The organism is Pseudonocardia kujensis (genome assembly GCF_021283305.1).
GTDB lineage: Bacteria > Actinomycetota > Actinomycetes > Mycobacteriales > Pseudonocardiaceae > Pseudonocardia > Pseudonocardia kujensis.
Genome location: NZ_JAJSOK010000013.1, coordinates 94,959 through 112,258 on the forward strand (window position 1 = coordinate 94,959; position 17,300 = coordinate 112,258).

General features: G+C 74.2%; 16 protein-coding genes. 8 read left to right on the forward strand and 8 right to left on the reverse strand.

All coding sequences use genetic code 11. From position 1 onward, the window contains the following. Positions 1-4: 4 nt before the first annotated feature. Both LWC35_RS12125 and LWC35_RS12130 read right to left on the reverse strand, forming a co-directional pair. Positions 5-412, reverse strand: a complete 408-nt coding sequence (locus LWC35_RS12125; RefSeq protein ID WP_232870172.1) for a nuclear transport factor 2 family protein — start codon at positions 410-412, stop codon at positions 5-7. A gap of 1 nt (position 413) precedes the next feature. Next, positions 414-1,505: an LLM class flavin-dependent oxidoreductase gene (locus LWC35_RS12130; RefSeq protein ID WP_232870173.1), complete on the reverse strand. Its 1,092-nt coding sequence runs from the start codon at positions 1,503-1,505 to the stop codon at positions 414-416. Between the two features lie 115 nt (positions 1,506-1,620). Here LWC35_RS12130 and LWC35_RS12135 point away from each other — a divergent pair, with 115 nt between their 5' ends. Both LWC35_RS12135 and LWC35_RS40225 read left to right on the forward strand, forming a co-directional pair. Then, positions 1,621-3,240, forward strand: a complete 1,620-nt coding sequence (locus LWC35_RS12135) for a helix-turn-helix domain-containing protein (RefSeq protein WP_232870174.1) — start codon at positions 1,621-1,623, stop codon at positions 3,238-3,240. 70 nt (positions 3,241-3,310) lie between these two features. Next, positions 3,311-4,000, forward strand: coding sequence for a TetR/AcrR family transcriptional regulator (locus tag LWC35_RS40225; protein WP_232870175.1), 690 nt, complete (start codon positions 3,311-3,313; stop codon positions 3,998-4,000). Here LWC35_RS40225 and LWC35_RS12145 read toward each other — a convergent pair. Continuing rightward, on the reverse strand, positions 3,967-4,764 hold the full coding sequence (locus LWC35_RS12145; RefSeq protein WP_232870176.1) for an alpha/beta fold hydrolase: 798 nt from the start codon (positions 4,762-4,764) through the stop codon (positions 3,967-3,969). The genes LWC35_RS40225 and LWC35_RS12145 overlap by 34 nt on opposite strands. 25 nt (positions 4,765-4,789) lie before the next feature. Further along, positions 4,790-5,809 (reverse strand): LLM class flavin-dependent oxidoreductase, encoded by a 1,020-nt coding sequence (locus LWC35_RS12150; protein WP_232870177.1) that lies wholly within the window; start codon positions 5,807-5,809, stop codon positions 4,790-4,792. Positions 5,810-6,010: 201 nt separating this feature from the next. Between LWC35_RS12150 and LWC35_RS12155 the strand changes: the two genes are divergently transcribed. Then, a complete protein-coding gene (locus LWC35_RS12155) occupies positions 6,011-6,790 on the forward strand; it encodes an SDR family NAD(P)-dependent oxidoreductase (RefSeq protein WP_232870178.1) in 780 nt (259 codons plus the stop codon). Between the two features lie 129 nt (positions 6,791-6,919). After that, the gene (locus tag LWC35_RS12160; protein WP_232870179.1) at positions 6,920-8,164 is read left to right on the forward strand and encodes a DUF4032 domain-containing protein; all 1,245 of its coding nucleotides are present in this window, start codon (positions 6,920-6,922) and stop codon (positions 8,162-8,164) included. 130 nt (positions 8,165-8,294) lie between these two features. On the opposite strand, the gene LWC35_RS12165 is transcribed toward LWC35_RS12160, so the two are convergent. Further along, positions 8,295-8,468, reverse strand: coding sequence for a hypothetical protein (locus tag LWC35_RS12165; protein ID WP_232870180.1), 174 nt, complete (start codon positions 8,466-8,468; stop codon positions 8,295-8,297). A gap of 256 nt (positions 8,469-8,724) precedes the next feature. Between LWC35_RS12165 and LWC35_RS12170 the strand changes: the two genes are divergently transcribed. Further along, on the forward strand, positions 8,725-10,680 hold the full coding sequence (locus tag LWC35_RS12170; protein ID WP_232870181.1) for an APC family permease: 1,956 nt from the start codon (positions 8,725-8,727) through the stop codon (positions 10,678-10,680). A gap of 89 nt (positions 10,681-10,769) precedes the next feature. Here LWC35_RS12170 and LWC35_RS12175 read toward each other — a convergent pair whose 3' ends face one another. From LWC35_RS12175 to LWC35_RS12185, 3 genes are all read right to left on the reverse strand, one after another. Then, entirely contained in the window at positions 10,770-11,543 is a 774-nt protein-coding gene (locus LWC35_RS12175; protein WP_232870182.1) for an N-acyl homoserine lactonase family protein, read from the reverse strand. After that, positions 11,540-12,886 (reverse strand): MFS transporter, encoded by a 1,347-nt coding sequence (locus tag LWC35_RS12180; RefSeq protein WP_232870183.1) that lies wholly within the window; start codon positions 12,884-12,886, stop codon positions 11,540-11,542. Before LWC35_RS12180 ends, LWC35_RS12175 begins: the two co-directional genes overlap by 4 nt. Before the next feature lie 139 nt (positions 12,887-13,025). Beyond that, positions 13,026-13,694 (reverse strand): TetR/AcrR family transcriptional regulator, encoded by a 669-nt coding sequence (locus LWC35_RS12185; RefSeq protein ID WP_232870184.1) that lies wholly within the window; start codon positions 13,692-13,694, stop codon positions 13,026-13,028. 147 nt (positions 13,695-13,841) lie between these two features. Here LWC35_RS12185 and LWC35_RS12190 point away from each other — a divergent pair, with 147 nt between their 5' ends. From LWC35_RS12190 to LWC35_RS12200, 3 genes are read left to right on the forward strand one after another with little or no spacing between them, the layout of a single operon-like run. Continuing rightward, positions 13,842-14,741, forward strand: a complete 900-nt coding sequence (locus tag LWC35_RS12190) for a shikimate dehydrogenase (RefSeq protein ID WP_232870185.1) — start codon at positions 13,842-13,844, stop codon at positions 14,739-14,741. Continuing rightward, entirely contained in the window at positions 14,731-16,581 is a 1,851-nt protein-coding gene (locus tag LWC35_RS12195) for a sugar phosphate isomerase/epimerase and 4-hydroxyphenylpyruvate domain-containing protein (RefSeq protein WP_232870186.1), read from the forward strand. Before LWC35_RS12190 ends, LWC35_RS12195 begins: the two co-directional genes overlap by 11 nt. 24 nt (positions 16,582-16,605) lie before the next feature. Continuing rightward, positions 16,606-17,289: a response regulator gene (locus LWC35_RS12200; protein ID WP_232870187.1), complete on the forward strand. Its 684-nt coding sequence runs from the start codon at positions 16,606-16,608 to the stop codon at positions 17,287-17,289. The last annotated feature ends 11 nt before the right edge of the window (positions 17,290-17,300 follow it).

Genomic DNA, 17,300 nt, shown 5'->3' on the forward strand with positions numbered 1-17,300 from the left:
CCGGTCAGGGCGCCACGAACACCGCCGTGGTGTGCTCGGTGTCGAGGAACTCCTTCACCGAGCTGATCTTGCCGTCCCGCACGGTGAACACGAAGTGGTACAGGTTGTTGTAGACCCGCCCGTTCTTCAGCTCCGCGTACGACTCGGTCTCCACCGCGACCCGCTCGCCCTCGGCGGTGAACGCCAGCGGGGTCAGCGTGATCGCGCCGGTCGTCGTGCCCTCCGCGATGCCGCCGAGCATCTCGCCGAAGCCCGCCTTGTCCTTGGTGCCGGAGATCCCCGGGATGTTGCCGGCGACCCACCACGTGGCGTCGTCGGTCAGCGAGCCCAGGATCCCCTGCACGTCACCGGAGGAGAAGACCTCCATGAACTCGGTGACGACCTTCTTGTTCTCCTCCTCGAGCGCGCCCACGTCAGACCGCCGCCGGAGCCTCGACGCCGAGCTTCTTGAGCTCGGGCACGACCTTCTCGCCGAACAGCTTCAGGCTCGCCCGGACCTTGTCGAAGGGCAGGCCCGCGAACGACGGCGCGATGCTCGGGTGGTGCGGGCCGAGCACCTCGAGGCGGTGCTTGTACTTCTCGATGCACTGCTCCGGCGTGCCGAACACCTGGGTGTCCGCGTAGCCGGCGGCCGCCGCCTCCATGCCGGCCTCGCGGATCATGTCCGCGCCGACCTGGTAGGCCTCGTAGCCCTTGGTCTCGCGCCAGTGCTTGCCCGCGAAGTCGTAGTGCTTGACCACGGACAGGAAGTAGCGCGACAGGTACTCGCGGGCGGTCTTCTCCGCCTCCTCCGGGTCCTCGTGGCAGTAGATGAAGTCCTGCGTGTGCACCGGCAGCGGCTCGGTGCCGTGCTCCTCGCGGTAGATGTCGCGGTACCGGTTGATCGACTCGGCGTGGACCTCCGCCGGGTACTGCATGAAGGTCATCATCCGGGCGCCGACCTTGGCCACCGCGGGCACCGAGTCCGGCGACATCGCGACGCCGTAGATCCGGCCGGTCCAGTCGTACTCCGGGTTCGGGCCGGGCCGCACGACCGCCCGCGGCTGCGGGTAGAAGGGCCCGTCGTTCTCGACGTACCCGTTCTGCAGGCCCGCGACGATGACCGGGGCGGCCTCGTCGAAGCGCTGGCGGGACTCGTTCATGTCCACGCCGAACTGCTCGTACTCCATCTTCGCCAGGCCGCGGCCCATCCCGAGCAGCACCCGCCCGCCGGACAGGTGGTCGAGCATGATCGCCTTCTCGACGACCCGCAGCGGGTCGTTCCACGGCAGGATCACCGCGCCGGTCCCCAGCTTGATCCGCGAGGTCTTCCCGGCCAGGTAGGTCATCAGCTGGAGGTTGTCCGGGCACATCGAGTAGTCGTCGAAGTGGTGCTCGGCGGCCCAGACGGAGTCGAAGCCGTACTCCTCGGCCAGGACGCCGAGCTCGGCCTCCTGGCGGAACATCTCGCCGTCGGACAGGTTCTCGTGCCAGTTCTGGAACACCAGCAGCACACCGACATCCATGTGGGCGTCCTTCCGTGTCTCGTCCCGCGTCCACTCTTGCCTAACGACTGTTAGGGAGGCAGATTGTGACGGTAGTCGCAGGGCCCTGCCGAACCAACGACGTCGAGGGAGAGCCATGGCGAGTCCTACAACGGTCCGCCCGGAGCCGCCGCAACAGGACGTGACGGCGGCGTTGACGCTGGTCGTGCGCGCGGCGCGCGCCGAACTCGGTGCCGCGCGTTGCGTGGTGTACGCGCGCCGCGCCGACGGCGTCCTCGCCCGCCTCGCCGCCGACGGCGACCCGCAGCGCTGCCTGCACACCAGCGCCGCGGTGCCGCTGCTCGTCGAGGGGGAGGTCGCCGGGGTGCTCGAGGTCGAGCGCCCCGCCGTCGACGGCCGTCCGCCGGACGACACCGCCGCCGAGCGCGACGCCACCGCGGCGGCCCCGTACGCCGGCCTCGCCGAGACGATCCTCGGCCGGGAGCGGCAGGCGGACGTCGGTGCCCGGCAGCGCCGCGAGCTCGCGGAGCTGGGCCGGACCCGGGAGCTGCAGCGGCGGCTGTCCGCGGCCGTGGCCAGCGGGGCCGAGGGGGACGCGCTGGTCTCGCTGCTGGCGTCGATGCTCGGCACCGGCGTCGCCCTGCTCGACGCCGCGCTGCACCCGGTGGCCTGGAGCGCGCCCGAGGGGCCCGCGGTGCTGCACGAGTCCTCGTTCCTGCCCGGTACCGCCCGGGTCCGCACGGCGCTCGCCGACCTCGGACCGGAACGCACCACGGCGGTGCTGCCGCCCGATCCCGACGCCGGCCTGATGCGCCGTCACCTCGTGGCCGCGCTGGTCGGTGAGGGGGAAGTGTCCGGCTACCTCGACGTCGTCGAGACGGGGCGGCGGCTCGGCCCCGCCGACGCCGCGGTCGCCGAGTACGCCGCGGCCGTGCTGGCCCTGCAGTCGCTGTCGGAGACCCGGCGCGCGCAGGCGGTCGTGCAGGCCCGCGACGACGTCCTCGGCGAGCTGCTGCGCGGTTCCCGCACCCCCGACGACCTGCGGCGGATGGCGGCGCACGTCGGCCTGGAGGTGGAGCGGCCGCACCTGCTCGTGCGGCTGCCGGTGGCCGACGGGCGCAGCGCCCGGGACGGCCGGGCCCCGGCCTCCGCGGTGGTGGCGGACGCGATCGGGGTGCCGGTGCTCGCGATCGCCGAGCCCGACGCCGTCGTCCTGCTCGCCGGGCTGCCCGCCGGCAGCGCCCCGGAGGCCCGGGTGAAGGCGCAGCTGGGCGCGGTGCTCGACCGGCTCGGGCCGTTGACCGGCTGCCGCCGGGCCGTCGTCTCGGCGGTCTGCCGGCGGGTCGAGGACTACCCGGCGGCGCACGCCGAGTGCCGGGACGCCGAGGCGATCGTGGCCGGCTTCGGGGGTCGGCCCGGCGTCCTCGACGCCGCGGACTTCCGCACGCTGCGGCTGGTGGTGAACGGCGAGCGCACCTCGGTGGCCGTGCAGTTCGCCGAGACGCTGCTCGGCCCGCTGCGCCGTAACGACGCCGAGACCGGCGGCGACCTGACGGACACGCTCCGGCACTACCTCGCCTGCGGCGCACAGGTGCGTGCCACGGCGAAGGTGCTGGGCGTGCACGAGAACACCATCCGCTACCGCCTGGGCCGCATCGAGCACGTCGGCGGCCTCGACCTGCGGCGGTTCGACGCCCTGCTGGCGGCCCAGCTCGCCCTGCAGATCGACGACCTGGCCCGCGGCGGCAGCGCATGAACCGCCGGCCCGGGGTTCGATCCCGCGTGGTTCGATCTCCGGGGCGGTGCCGACCGGAGGGGGATCCACGGTGACGCAGGCACAGGCGGCCCGGGCCCGGGGGACACGGGCCCGGCCGCGCGGGCCGCGGTCGGCCGCGCGCCGCGCGGAGCTCGTGGCGGTGGCGAGCCGGTTGTTCCGCGAGCGCGGCTACCACGGCGTGGGCATGCGGGCGATCGCCGAGGCGGCCGACATCCAGGCCGCCTCGCTCTACCACCACTTCGCCAGCAAGGAGGAGCTGCTCCTCGAGTCGATCTACGTGGTCGACCGCGACCTGGTGGTCGACCAGCTGCCGATCCTGGAGGGCGGGGGGACGTACCGGGAGCGCCTGGAGCGGCTGGTCCGCGGGCACGTCGGGCACATCGGCGCCAACCGGGACGCGTGGTGGGTGGCGGGGCGCGAGCTGCGCGCACTGTCCCCGGGGAAGCTCGACGAGGTGCAGGTCTACCGGCGCCGCTACCAGCACGCCCTCGGGGACTTCCTGGCCGCGGGCACCGCGGCGGGCGCGTTCGCGTGCGAGGACCCGCGGCTGTCCGCGCTCGCCGTGCTGGACATGATCAACGGACCGAACGAGTGGTGGGAACCGGGTGGCCGGCTCGCCATCGACGAGCTGGCCACCCGGTACGCCGCGCTGGCGATGCGGCTGGTGGGCGGCGACCCGGCGGAGGGGACCGCCGCGGTGCAGGGTCAGGCCAGGAAGCGCAGGAGCTCGGTGCGGTAGGTGTCGGGGTCCTCCAGGAAGGGCGCGTGCCCGACCCCGGCGAACTCGACGAGCCGGCCGTCGCGGCAGAGCTCGATGCCCGCCTTCGCGCCCGAGAACGACACGAAGGCGTCGTCCGTGCCGTGCAGGGACAGCACGGGCACCGCCAGCCCGGCGAGGAGCTCGCGCTGGTCGAGGTCGATCAGCCCCCGCATCGTGTCGGCGGCCCGCGCGCCGGTCTGCATGAACTGCAGCCAGATGGCCTGCAGCACGTCGTCGGGCACCGGCTTGGCGCACACCGCCGAGGCGATGCCGCGGAAGGTCGACGGCCGGTCCGCGGCCAACCCGGCCAGCACGGCCTCGGTGTCGGCGGCGTTGCCGCCGTGCGGCCACCCGTCGGTCGCGGTGTAGCGCGGGCTCGCCCCGCCGGTGAGGACCACGCCGGAGATCGCGTCGCCCAGCTCCGCCGCCGCGGCGCCCACGACCGCCCCGCCCAGCGACCAGCCGTTGAGCACCGGTCGGTCCAGGTCCAGGTGCCGGACCAGGGCGACGACGTCCGAGGCGATGGCCTCGACCGAGACGTCGTCGAAGTCCTTGTCCGAGCGCCCGCACGCGCGGTGCTCGATCAGCGCGACCTCGTGCCCCGCGCCGAGGAGGGCGGTGAGCGTGGTGTCCCAGCACTCGCTCGTCGCGCCCCAGCCGTGCACCAGCACGACCGGGCGCCCGCCCGAGCCGCGGTGGTGCTCGTAGTAGACCTGCTTGCCGTCGCGCTCCAGGTACGCCATGTCGTCTCCTTCTCGGGGGTCGGGGTCAGGCGGCGAGCCGCTCGCGGACCTGCGGCATCACCTTCGTGGCCAGGTACTCGACGCGCTCGGAGCCGCTCTCGACGGGCTCGCCCGGCAGCTGCGCCCAGAAGTGCACGTCGCGGATCTGCGGGCGGTCCCGCAGCAGCGCGGTCAGCTCGGTGACGGCGGTGTCGGCGTCCCAGAGGAGGTAGGCGCCGGCGTCGACGATCTGTTGCGGGTCGGTGAAGCGCGGGGTGGCGTCGGGCGGGCCGAACGCGCCCCAGGCGATGTACTCGTTGAGCTGGTAGAGCGCGTGCTCGCCGATCCGTGCCCAGGTCCGCTCCGGGTCCTCCGCGATCACGGCCCACTGGCCGGCGTAGATCCTGGCGTCCTCGACGGGCCTGCCGAGCGCGGCGACCGCGTCGAGATAGGCCTGCTGGTGGGCGTTCTGGGTGGAGAGGAAGCCGTCGGCGATCCGTGCGGCCCGGGCGATCGCGGGCTCGGCCATCGCCCCGACGAGCAGCTGCGGCGCCGTCTCCGGCCGCGGGGTCACGGCCAGCCCCTCGGGCAGCGCGTACCGCTTGCCGGAGAAGCCGCTCGCGTCGCCGGCCCAGGCCCGCCGGATGATCTCGACGCCCTCCTCGAGCAGGCTGGGCCGGTTGCGCACCGTCTGCCCGAACGCCGCGAACTCGCGCTCCCAGTAGCCCTGCCCGACGCCGAGGTCGAACCGGCCGCCGGTGAGCAGCGAGAGGGTGGCGGCGTCCTCGGCCAGCCGCACGGGGTTGTGCAGCGGCGAGACGATCAGGTTGGTGCCGATCCGGAGGGTCGCGGTGCGCTCGCCGATCGCCGACGCCAGCACGAAGGGGGAGGGGCTGTACCCGTCGTCGCAGAAGTGGTGCTCGGTCAGCCAGACCGAGCCGAGGCCCTTCTGCTCGGCCCAGGCGATCTGGTCCAGGACCTCGCGGTAGAACGAGCCGAAGGGCCGCTCCGGGTCCGGGTTGCGGAAGTCGTACCAGAGCCCGAAGACCGGTCCCGTGCCGTCCACCTGTGCCTCCTCCGTCGGGTGCCGCAGGAGCGTCCCGGGGCGGGGCGGGGGTGTCATCCCCCTCGTGCGCGCGGCGTTGTCGACGTCCCCAACCGGGCCGCGCGGTCCTGTGGACTCTCCCAACACCTCGGCGGCGCCGCCCTGTCGGCGGTGCGCGGCGGTTCCTACCGTCGGCCGGGCCGTCGTCGAGAGGAGCACGTCGTGTCCGATCTCCCCCCGCTGCAGGAGGCCACGCTGCGCGACAAGGTCGCCGTCGTCACCGGCGCCGCGCAGGGCATCGGCCGGGCCACCGCGCTCCGGCTGGCCGCCGAGGGTGCGCTGGTGACGTGCGCGGACATCAAGGACACCGCCGAGACCGTCGCGCTCGCGGAGAAGGAGGGCGGGCAGGCCGTCGGCGTGCGGCTCGACGTCCGCCGCGCCGCCGACTGGGAGGCCGGGATCGCCGGGGTGCTCGAGCGGCACGGCCGGGTCGACCTGCTGGCCAACATCGCCGGCATCGTGAACATGCAGAGCGAGGACACGGTCGTCGGGCTGACCGAGGAGGCGTGGGAGAACGTCCTCGCGACCGACCTCAAGGGTGTCTGGCTCGGGATGCGGGCGGTCCTCCCGTCGATGATCGAGGCCGGCGGCGGCCGGATCGTGAACATCAGCTCGCTCGCCGCGCTGCGCGGACTGCCGAACCTGGCCTCGTACTCGGCCGCGAAGGGCGGCGTGATCGGGCTGACGCAGCAGGCGGCCTTCGAGTACGGCCCGCGGAACGTGCTGGTCAACGCGATCGCCCCCGGCACGATCGACACCCCGATCCTCGGTGACATCACGCCGGAGATGAAGGCGGCCAACGCCCGCGCCCACATCATCGACCGGCTCGGCCTGCCCGAGGAGATCGCCTCGATGGTGGCGTACCTGTTCCGCGAGGGCCGGTTCGTGACCGGGCAGGTCTACCCGGTCGACGGCGGGTGGTCGGCCAAGGGCAACTACTGATCCGTCGCGCCGTCGGGGCCGAGCAGGTCGGGCGGGCGGCCGCCTCGCGGACGGCGACGCCGGGGCAACGGCGGTCACTATCCTCGGGACCGTGTCGGCGTCGACCGGAACGCTCCGCCGGGGCCGGGGATGACGGCCTCGCCCGAGCTCACGCTGCGTGCCCTGTCCCCGGGCCTGCTCGCGTTGCCCTGGGAACAGCCGCTCGGGGAGTGGAGCCCGGCCGAGGTCCCGTTGCGCGACATCGCCGTCGGCCCGAGCCGCCACCTCGTCCGGTTCGTGGGGTGCGACGGCCTGCTGTGGGCCCTCAAGGAGCTGCCGCACCGCGTCGCGCGCAAGGAGTACGCGGTGCTGCGCACGCTCGAGGACCTGGCCCTGCCGGCCGTCCGGCCCGCGGGCGTGGTGTTCCAGGCCGAGGACACCGCGATCCTGGTGACCCGCTACCTAGAGGGCTCGTGGCAGTACCGGCGGCTGTTGATGCGGCTGCCGCCGAACCGGCCGACGCACCGGGCCCGGCTGTTCGACGCGATGGCCGGCCTGCTCGTCGAGCTGCACCGGCACGGGATCTTCTGGGGCGACTGCTCGCTGGCCAACACCCTGTTCTCCCGCGACGGTCAGATCCTGCAGGCCTGGCTGGTCGACGCCGAGACCAGCGAGGTCCATCCGTCCCTGTCGGACGGGCAGCGGCAGATCGACCTCGACATCCTGGTCGAGAACGTCGCGGCCGGGATGGTCGACCTCGCCGAGCGGCTGGACCGGCCGCCGGAGATCCACGACCAGCTGATCGACGAGGCGCTCGCGATCCCGGGCCGCTACCGGGCGCTGTGGGACGTCCTGCACACCGAGCCGGTGTACTCGTTCGGCGACCGGTACCGCGTGGAGGGCACGATCCGCGAGCTCAACGAGCTGGGGTTCGCGGTCGAGGAGGTCACGCTGCGCCCCACCGGCGACGGGCCCGGCACGCTGCGGCTGCAGGTCGCGGTGGGGGACCGGCGGTTCCACGCCGACCAGCTGCGCGCGCTCACCGGGCTCGACGCCGGCGAGGGCCAGGCCAGGATCCTGCTCGGCGACCTGCACGCGTACCAGGCGGCCCGATCGCGGCGCCGTGGCCGCGAGGTCGGCGAGGCGGAGGCGGCGCGGAGCTGGCGGGACGAGGTGTTCGAGCCCGGGACCGCGCGGGCGCACGCCGCGCTCGGCGGGGTCGGGTCGCCCGTGCAGGCCTACTGCGACCTGCTCGAGGTGCGCTGGATCCTCAGCGAGCGGGCGGGTGCCGACGTCGGCGACGGACGTGCCCTCGCGGCCCTCGCCGGTCGGGCCCCGACCGATTCGGCCGCCCGCGCGGCGGTCGCCGAACCGCCGGAGCCGGGGGAGGGGTAGGGCGTCCGGCGGGCCAGGCCGGGCGGAGCCGGATAGCGGCTCGGGGATCGGGATTCGGGCGACGCCGGAGGGCCGTCGTGGGCACCTCCGGCGTCGCCGGCGCGCGGTTCCCCGGAGGAACCGACGGGTCCTACCGGATGGTGAGCCGGCTGTCCGGGTCGACGACCTGCTGCTCGGCGCTCGGCTCCCCGGCGGCCGGCTCCTCGGCCGGGGCGGCCGGGTTCGGCACGCTCATGACCGGGCCCAGTACGTCGGGCGCGCCGGTCGCCGCACCGACCAGTGCCGCGCGGGTCGTCGTGCGCATGAGGAGCTCCACTCGTCCGTCCGGGGACCTCGTCGTCCCGCCTCCTCGTGCTGGCGGCGGTGCCGACGAGCGTCATCGGGCACAACGGCCGCGCGCCGGGGGAGGCGCGAGGCTCCACACGAAGGGGTGACGACCGCGACCTGCTGCGCGACGACCCCGCGCGACGGGGGCCCCTCCGCGCCACCCACCGCCCTCGCGAACGGGACGAAACACGGACCGTCTGGCCCGGTGGTCGGATCAGCGGGATGCTGCCGCGGTGGGCGTGATCGAGAGCAGCCGGCACCGGGTCGGGGGGTGGCTGCTGCAGGGCGAGAGCCGGCACGCGCGGCAGGGGCCGCACACCCACCCGCCGGAGCCGGAGAAGCGGCATCGGTGGTGGAAGGTCATGTGCCTCACCGGGGTCGACTACTTCAGCACCCTCGGCTACCAACCGGGCATCGCGGCACTGGCGGCCGGCGTGCTGAGCCCGCTGGCGACCGTCGTGCTGGTGACGGTCACCCTGCTCGGCGCGCTGCCCGTCTACCGCCGCGTGGCGCGGGAGAGCCCGCGCGGCGAGGGCTCGATCGCGATGCTCGAGCGGCTGCTGCCCTTCTGGCGCGGCAAGGTGTTCGTGCTGGTCCTGCTGGGCTTCGCCGCCACGGACTTCCTCATCACGATGACGCTCTCGGCCGCCGACGCGACCGCGCACGTCGTCGAGAACCCGCTGGTCCCGTCCCTCCTCGACGGGCACGACGTCGGCATCACGCTGTTCCTGCTCGCCCTTCTGGGCGGGGTCTTCCTCGCCGGGTTCGGCGAGGCCATCCGGATCGCCGTCGTCCTGGTGGCGGTCTACCTGGGGCTCAACGCCGTGGTGGTCGTCGACGGACTGCGGCGCATCGCGACCGCGCCGCAGGTCGTCACCGACTGGACCCGGCTGCTGGAGATGCAGTACCCGAACCCGTTCCTGGCCCTCGCGGTGGCGCTGGTCGTGTTCCCCAAGCTCGCGCTGGGCCTGTCCGGCTTCGAGACCGGGGTCTCGGTGATGCCGTTGATCAGGGGCCGGCCCGACGACACCGAGCGCCGCCCGGCCGGCCGGATCGCCGGGGCGCGGAAGCTGCTCACCACCGCGGCGCTGATCATGAGCGCGTTCCTGGTGACGTCGAGCGTGGTGGTGACGCTCCTCGTCCCCGCTCCCGCGCTCGCGCCCGGCGGCTCCGCCAACGGCCGCGCCCTCGCGTACCTCGCGCACGCGGACCTCGGGCCCGTGTTCGGCACGGTCTACGACCTGTCGACGATCGTGATCCTCTGGTTCGCCGGCGCCTCGGCGATGGCGGGCCTGCTGAACCTGGTGCCGCGCTACCTGCCGCGCTACGGCATGGCCCCGCACTGGGCGCGGGCGGTGCGGCCGCTCGTCCTCGTGATCACTGCGATCGCGTTCCTGGTGACCGTGCTGTTCGACGCGAACGTCGACGCCCAGGGCGGCGCCTACGCCACCGGCGTCCTGGTCCTCATGACCTCGGCGGCGATCGCGGTCACGCTCTCGGCGCGGCGGAAGAGCAGCCGGGCGGTCTTCGCCGGCTTCACCGTCGTGTCACTGGTCTTCGTCTACACGACCGCGCTGAACATCGCGGAGCGGCCGGAGGGCGTGAAGATCGCGGCCTGCTTCATCGTCGGGATCCTCGTGGTGTCGTTCGCGTCCCGGGTGGTCCGCGCCTTCGAGCTGCGGGTCACCGAGGTCCGGCTCGACGACGTCGCCCGCGGCTTCCTGGACTCGTGCGCCCCGGGCCCGGTCCGGCTCGTCGCCCACGAGCCGCGGCCCGGGGAGTCCTCCAGCCCGGCCCGCGACGAGGAGTACCGGGCGAAGCTGGCGGAGGAGCGCGAGGACCACAACATCCCGGACCCCGAGAAGGTGCTGCTGGTCGAGGTCCGGATCACCGACCCGTCGGAGTTCGAGACCTCGCTGAGCGTGGTCGGCGAGCAGCGCGGCCCCTACCGCGTGCTGTGCACCGAGGCGCCCTCCGCGCCGAACGCGATCGCGGCACTCCTGCTGCACGTCCGCGACGTCACGGGCCGCGCCCCGCACGTCTACTTCGACTGGACCGAGGGCAACCCCGTGCTGCACCTGCTCCGCTACCTGTTCACGGGTCAGGGCGAGGTGGCCCCGGTGACCCGCGAGATCCTCCGGGAGGCCGAACCCGACCTGCGCCGGCGGCCCGCGGTGCACGTGGGGTGAGCCGGGCGCCGCGGGCGTCGAGGACGGCCTGCGCCCGCGCGGGTTCGGTGATCAGCCCGACGGGGTGCGAGAGGCACCACCGGACGACCTCAGGCGACCCGCACCGCCGACACCCCCGGGACCTGCGGGAACCGGGCGAAGACCTCGGGGTCGTGGCCGGGGACCACCAGGTCGGCGGCGTCGGCGAGCTCCCGGGCGCGGTCGAAGCCGGCGTACATCGCGGGCGTCGAGTGCAGGATCGGGAAGAGCCGGTCCTGCTCGAGGTTCTCGTAGAAGTGGGCGGCGTCGGAGGCGAGCACCACCCACCCGCGGGCCGATCGGACGCGGGTCAGCTGCATCCCCGCGGTGTGCCCGCCCACGAGGTGGACCGACAGCCCGGGCGCGAGCTCCCGGTCGCCCTCCACCAGGTCGAGGCGGTCGGGAGAGCCGAGGACCTCGCTGAGGTCGTCGTCGGAGACGAGCCAGCGCTCACGGGCGATGCGCTTCGCGACCGGGCCGGACCAGTAGTCGGCCTCGGCGCGCTGCACCACGCGCCGCGCGCGGGGGAACCGCGCGACCGTGCCGGTGTGGTCGTAGTGCAGGTGGGAGAGCACGACCCGCTCGACGTCGGCGGGGTCGACCCCGAGCGCGGCGACGCCGTCGGCGGGGGAGCAGTGGAACTCGAGCCCGTCGAGCGGGGTCCCGCGGTCGGGGTCGAGCCCGGCGTCGACGACGACGGCCCGCTCCGGCGAGACGGCCAGCCAGACGTAGTAGGCGGTGGGGTGCGGCTCGTCCCAGCGCTCGTCGTAGCCGAGGAAGTGCTGGCCGCGCCGTCCGGCACGCGTGGCGTACCGGACGGCGAAGACCTGGAACTCCTCGCTCACGGAGCCACCGGAGCCGTGGCGGGCCGCTCATCGGGGACCGGGCGCTCACCCAGCCGCTCGGTCGGCGTGCGGTGGTAGTCGCGCCCGGTGGCGACGGCGAGGACGTTGAGCAGGCAGACGGCCGCGACGAACCAGGCCACCGGGACCCAGTCCGCGCCCTCCGGGCCGGCGAGTGCGGCGGCGATGGACGGCGCGAAGCCGGCGACCGCGAAGCCCACCTGGGTGCCGATCGCGGTGCCGGACAGGCGGACCCGCGCCGGGAACATCTCGCCGTAGAAGGCCGGCCAGACACCGCCCGTCGCGCTGTGGATCACGCCGAACATCAGGATGCCGACGAGGAAGATCAGCACGTAGTTGCCGGTGGAGATCGAGCCGAGGTAGGCGAACATGAGCACGCCGCAGCCGAGCGAGCCGCCGATGAACACCGGCTTGCGCCCGATCCGGTCGGCCAGCCGGCCGAACAGCGGCAGCGCGACGAGCGCGACGGCGTTGGCCAGCACACCGACCCAGAGCATGGCGGAGCGGGAGAGCCCCTCGACGTTCACGGCGAAGGACAGGGCGTAGACGGTGAAGATCGTGCTCACCGTGGCGATCGTCGCGGCGAGGACCACCCGCAGCACCGAGGTCCAGTGGTCGCGGAAGAGCACGGCCAGCGGTGCCTTCGCGACCTCGTGCCGGGTTCGCTCCTGCTCGAAGACCGGGGTCTCCTCCAGCGTTCGGCGGATCAGCAGGCCCGCGACCACGACGATCGCGCTGAGCCAGAACGGCACCCGCCAGCCCCAGGTCAGCAGGGACTCCTCGGGCAGCACCGCGATCGGCAGGAAGATCGCCGTGGCCAGGATCTGGCCGAACTGCGTGCCGCTGAGGGTGAAGCTCGTGTAGTAGGCGCGCTTGTCCGCGGGCGCGTGCTCGAGGCTCATCGAGTTGGCGCCGGCCTGCTCACCGCCGGCCGACAGGCCCTGCAGCAGGCGCAGCGCGACGAGCAGGACCGGTGCCGCGACGCCGATCGCGCCGTAGGAGGGCAGACAGCCGACCAGGAAGGTCGCCGCGCCCATCAGCAGGACCGTCGCCACCAGCACGCGCTTGCGGCCGAACTTGTCCCCGATGTGGCCCAGCACGAACGCGCCGACGGGACGGGCGACGTAGCCGACACCGAAGGTCGCCAGCGCCAGCAGCGTGCCGGTCGCCGGGCTCTGCGCCGGGAAGAAGATCTTGTTGAACACCAGCGCCGCGGCGGTGCCGTAGATGAAGAAGTCGTAGTACTCGAGCGCGCTGCCGATCCAGGCGGCGAGCGCCGCCTTGCGCGGCTGGGCCGCCGGGGCGGCGGGGGTCGGTGAGGACACGAGGGGCTCCCTGGAGTGTTGCTCCGATGCACGACACAGCGGGACCGGGTCGGGACGGGCTTATGTACCGCCTGGTTACGTACCGGATAGTGAGTTAGCCCGCGGGAGCTGTCAACCCCTGTCGGCCGATCCGTTCGCGTCAGGCTCTGCCGACGTGCGCCGTGAGGTACTCCAGGACCAGGTCGCCCAGCATGCGCCGGTAGTGGTCGCGCCGGTCGGGGTCGAGCAGGTCGCGGTCGAAGATGGCCTGGAAGGTGTGCCGGTTCGCCGTGCGGAAGATGCAGAACGCGCTGATCACCATGTGGACGTCGAGCGCGTCGACGTCCTCGCGGAACAGCCCGGCCCGGCGTCCGCGCGCGAGGATGCCGCCGAGCACGTCGACCGCGGGCGCGGCGAGCCCCGGCAGGATCGGCGAGGTCCGCAGGTGCTCGGCGTGGTGGATGTTCTCGATGCTGACCAGCCGGATGAAGGCGGGGTGCGACTCGTGGTGGTCGAACGTCAGCTCCGCCAGCGCGCGCATGGCCCGGGCGGGGTCGAGGTGGTCGACGTCGAGTTGCTGCTCCAGGCCGCGGATGCCCTGGTAGGCCCGCTCCAGGACGGCCACGTACAGGCCCTCCTTGCTGCCGAAGTAGTAGTAGATCATCCGCTTGGTCGTGCGCGTCCGGGCCGCGATCTCGTCGACCCGGGCGCCCGCGTAGCCGCGGTCGGCGAACTCCGCCGTGGCGATGTCGAGGATCTCGGCGCGGGTGCGCTCGGCGTCGCGCTGGCGCTCCGGCGCGCCGATCGGCCCGGTCGGCTGGGCGCTCACGGGGTCGTCCCGGCGGCGCGGCCCACGGGGCGGCTCAGGAGTCGGCTCACGGGGGCGACGATATCCGGCTCACGCTTCCCTTCCGTCCTTCCAACGGGTACAAGTAACTAACCGGTACATTCAACGACGGCGAGGGAGCCCGTGAGCATGTCCCAGGACCGCCTCCTGACCGGCCTGATCGGGGCGGGCATCGGCCCGTCGCTCTCGCCGGCGCTGCACGAGCGCGAGGCCCGCGAGCTCGGTCTGGACTGCACGTACACCCGCTTCGACCTCGACGAGCTGGACCTGCCGGCCGAGGCCGTCGGCGACCTGCTGGTCCTGGCGCGGGCCGAGGGGCGGGCCGGCGTGAACGTCACCCACCCCTGCAAGCAGCTCGTGATCCCGCACCTCGACGCCCTGTCGCCCGACGCGGCCGCGATCGGAGCGGTCAACACCGTGGTGTTCGACGGGCAGCGCGCCGTCGGGCACAACACCGACTGGTCCGGCTTCCGCGACGGCCTCGTCACCGGCCTGCCGGGCGTGCCGCTCGACGACGTCGTCCTGCTCGGCGCGGGCGGGGCCGGCGCGGCCGCGGCGCACGCCCTGCTGAGCCTGGGCGTCGGGTCGCTCGCCGTGCTCGACGTCGACCCGGCCCGGGCCACGCGCCTCGCCGACGTCCTCGCCGCGCGGTTCGGCGAGGGCCGGGCCCGCGGCGGTGCCGTCGCCGAGCTCGGTCAGCGGCTGGCCGCGGCCGACGGCCTGGTCCACGCCACCCCCGTCGGGATGGCCGAGCACCCGGGCCTCCCGCTGCCGGCGGCGATGCTGCGCCCCGAGCTCTGGGTCGCCGAGATCGTCTACCGGCCGCTGGAGACCCCGCTGCTGCGCGCGGCCCGGGCGCGCGGCTGCCGCACCCTCGACGGCGGGCGGATGGCCGTGCACCAGGCCGCGGAGGCGCTGCGGCTGTTCAGCGGCCACGCGCCCGACCCGGCCCGGATGCTGCGCCATCTCGCCGAGCTGGTCGGCGCGGAGACGGCCGGGGCCGAGGGAGGTGCCGGCCGTGTCGCGTGAAGCCCGCACGGCGCCCCGGACCGCCATCGCCACCGTGTGTCTCTCCGGTGCGCTCGAGGACAAGCTCCCGGCCGCGGCGGCTGCCGGGTTCGACGGCGTCGAGATCTTCGAGCCCGATCTGGTCGCCTCGCCGATGCCACCCGGCGAGGTGCGGCTGCGCTGCGCCGACCTGGGCCTGTCGATCGACCTCTACCAGCCCTTCCGCGACCTGGACTCCGTCGACCCGGAGCGCTTCGCGGCCAGCCTGCGGCGCGCCGAGCACAAGTTCGGCGTGATGGAGGCGCTCGGCACCGACACCGTCCTGGTCTGCTCCTCGGTCGCGCCCGACGCCGTCGCCGACGTCGACCTGCTCGCCGAGCAGCTGCACGCGCTGGCCGAGCGCGCCGCCGCCCGCGGCCTGCGGATCGCCTACGAGGCGCTGGCCTGGGGCCGGCACGTGAACACCTACGACCGGTCGTGGGAGGCCGTGCGGCGGGCCGACCATCCCGCGCTCGGCCTGTGCCTGGACAGCTTCCACATCCTCTCCCGCGGGTCGGACCCGGCCGCGATCGCCGACATCCCCGGCGCGAAGCTGTTCATCCTGCAGCTCGCCGACGCCCCGCACCTGGCGATGGACGTGCTGCAGTGGAGCCGCCACCACCGGCTCTTCCCCGGCCAGGGCGCGTTCGACCTGCCCGCCTTCCTGGAGCCCGTGCTGCGCGCGGGCTACGCCGGGCCGCTGTCGCTCGAGGTGTTCAACGACGTCTTCCGGCAGGCCGACCCGGCCCGCGCGGCCGTCGACGCCCACCGGTCCCTGCTGGCGCTCGCGGAGGCCACCGCGGCGCGCGGCGACGCCGCCGCACCGGTCGGCGATCCCGTGGCGGAACCCGCGCCCGAGCTGCGCGGGCACGCCTTCGTCGAGCTCTCCGCCGACGGGTCGCTCGCCCCGGTGCTGGCCGCGCTCGGCTTCGCCCGCACCGGGCTGCACCGCACCAAGCCCGTGGAGCGCTGGGAGCAGGGCGGGGCCCGGATCCTGGTCAACCGCTCCGGCGGCCCGGTCGCGGTCGCGGCGCTGGCCGTCGAGTCGGCCGACCCGCCCGCCGCGGCCCGCCGGGCGACCCGGCTCAGTGCGCCCCGGCTCCCGCGCGAGCGGGGGCCCGCCGAGGCCGATCTCGCCGCCGTCACCGCGCCCGACGACACGGCGGTGTTCTTCTGCCGCACCGGGGCGGAGACCGACTGGACCGGGGACTTCGTGCCCACCGGGGAGACGGCGGCGGGGATCGGCGTGACCGGCATCGACCACGTCGGCCTGGCCCAGCCGTTCGACCACTTCGACGAGGCCGCGCTGTTCTACCGGACGGTGCTGGGCCTCGAGCCGGCCGCGACCGGGGAGTTCGCCGCGCCGTTCGGCCTGGTCCGCAGCCGCGCCGTCGCCGACGCGCAGCGCCGGGTCCGGCTCGCGCTCACCGTGTCGCTGCTGCGCCGCGGGGAGTGGGCGCCCGGGGTGTCCGAGCCGCAGTACGTCGCCCTGGCCGTCGACGACGTCCTCGCCGCCGCACGGGCCGCCCGCGCGGCCGGGGCCCCGCTGCTGGCCATCCCGGACAACTACTACGCCGACCTCGACGCGCGGCTCGCCCTGTCGAAGGAACGGCTGGCCGCCTACCGCGATCTCGGCGTCCTGCACGAGGAGACCGCCGAGGGCGTCTACCTGCAGGTCTGCACCGAGGTACTGGGCGGGCGGGTGTTCCTCGCGCTGGTGCAGCGCGTCGGCGACCACGACGGCTACGGCTGGACCGATGCGCCCGTCCGGATGGCCGCGCACCGCCGTCGCAGGCTCGCCCGGGAGCGCGTGCGCGCCTGAACCCGGCTGTGAGTGAATGGGCGGGTGCAGACCAGGGTCCTCGTCGTCGACGACGATCCGGCCATCGCCCGGGCGCTGCGGATCAACCTGACCGCGCAGGGCTACCGCGTGACCCTCGCCGGCGACGGGGCGGCGGCCCTGCGGGCGGCGGCGGACCGGCACCCCGACGTCGTCGTCCTCGACCTGGGCCTGCCCGATCTCGACGGGGCGGACGTCATCGCCGGCATCCGCGGCTGGAGCCCCGTCCCGATCATCGTGCTGTCCGCGCGGACCGACTCGGGGGAGAAGGTGGCCGCGCTCGACGCCGGGGCGGACGACTACGTCACCAAGCCCTTCGGCATGGACGAGCTGCTGGCCCGGCTGCGCGCGGCCGTGCGCCGGGCGGCAGCCGCCACGCCCACCGGCGAACCGGTGCTGCAGCTCGGCGAGCTGACCGTGGACCTGCAGGCCAAGCGCGTCCGCCGGGGCGACGCGGAGGTGCACCTGACCCCGACCGAGTGGGGCATCCTCGAGATGCTCGCCGGGCATCGCGGCACGCTCGTGGGGCAGCGGGAGCTGCTGCGGCAGGTGTGGGGGCCGCAGTACGAGGAACGCACCAACTACCTGCGGGTGTACCTGGCCCAGCTGCGGCGCAAGCTCGAACCCGATCCCGCGCACCCGCGGTACCTGATCACCGAGGCCGGGATGGGCTACCGGCTCGACGTCTGATTCCCGCCGGA

Bases quoted from the DNA above. Each gene is read 5' to 3' on its own strand.
- LWC35_RS12160 (WP_232870179.1), top strand. From the start codon at position 6,920: ATGACGGCCTCGCCCGAGCTCACGCTGCGTGCCCTGTCCCCGGGCCTG.
- LWC35_RS12165 (WP_232870180.1), bottom strand. From the start codon at position 8,468: ATGCGCACGACGACCCGCGCGGCACTGGTCGGTGCGGCGACCGGCGCG.
- LWC35_RS12145 (WP_232870176.1), bottom strand. From the start codon at position 4,764: ATGGCGTACCTGGAGCGCGACGGCAAGCAGGTCTACTACGAGCACCAC.
- LWC35_RS12135 (WP_232870174.1), top strand. From the start codon at position 1,621: ATGGCGAGTCCTACAACGGTCCGCCCGGAGCCGCCGCAACAGGACGTG.
- LWC35_RS12130 (WP_232870173.1), bottom strand. From the start codon at position 1,505: ATGGATGTCGGTGTGCTGCTGGTGTTCCAGAACTGGCACGAGAACCTG.
- LWC35_RS12190 (WP_232870185.1), top strand. From the start codon at position 13,842: ATGTCCCAGGACCGCCTCCTGACCGGCCTGATCGGGGCGGGCATCGGC.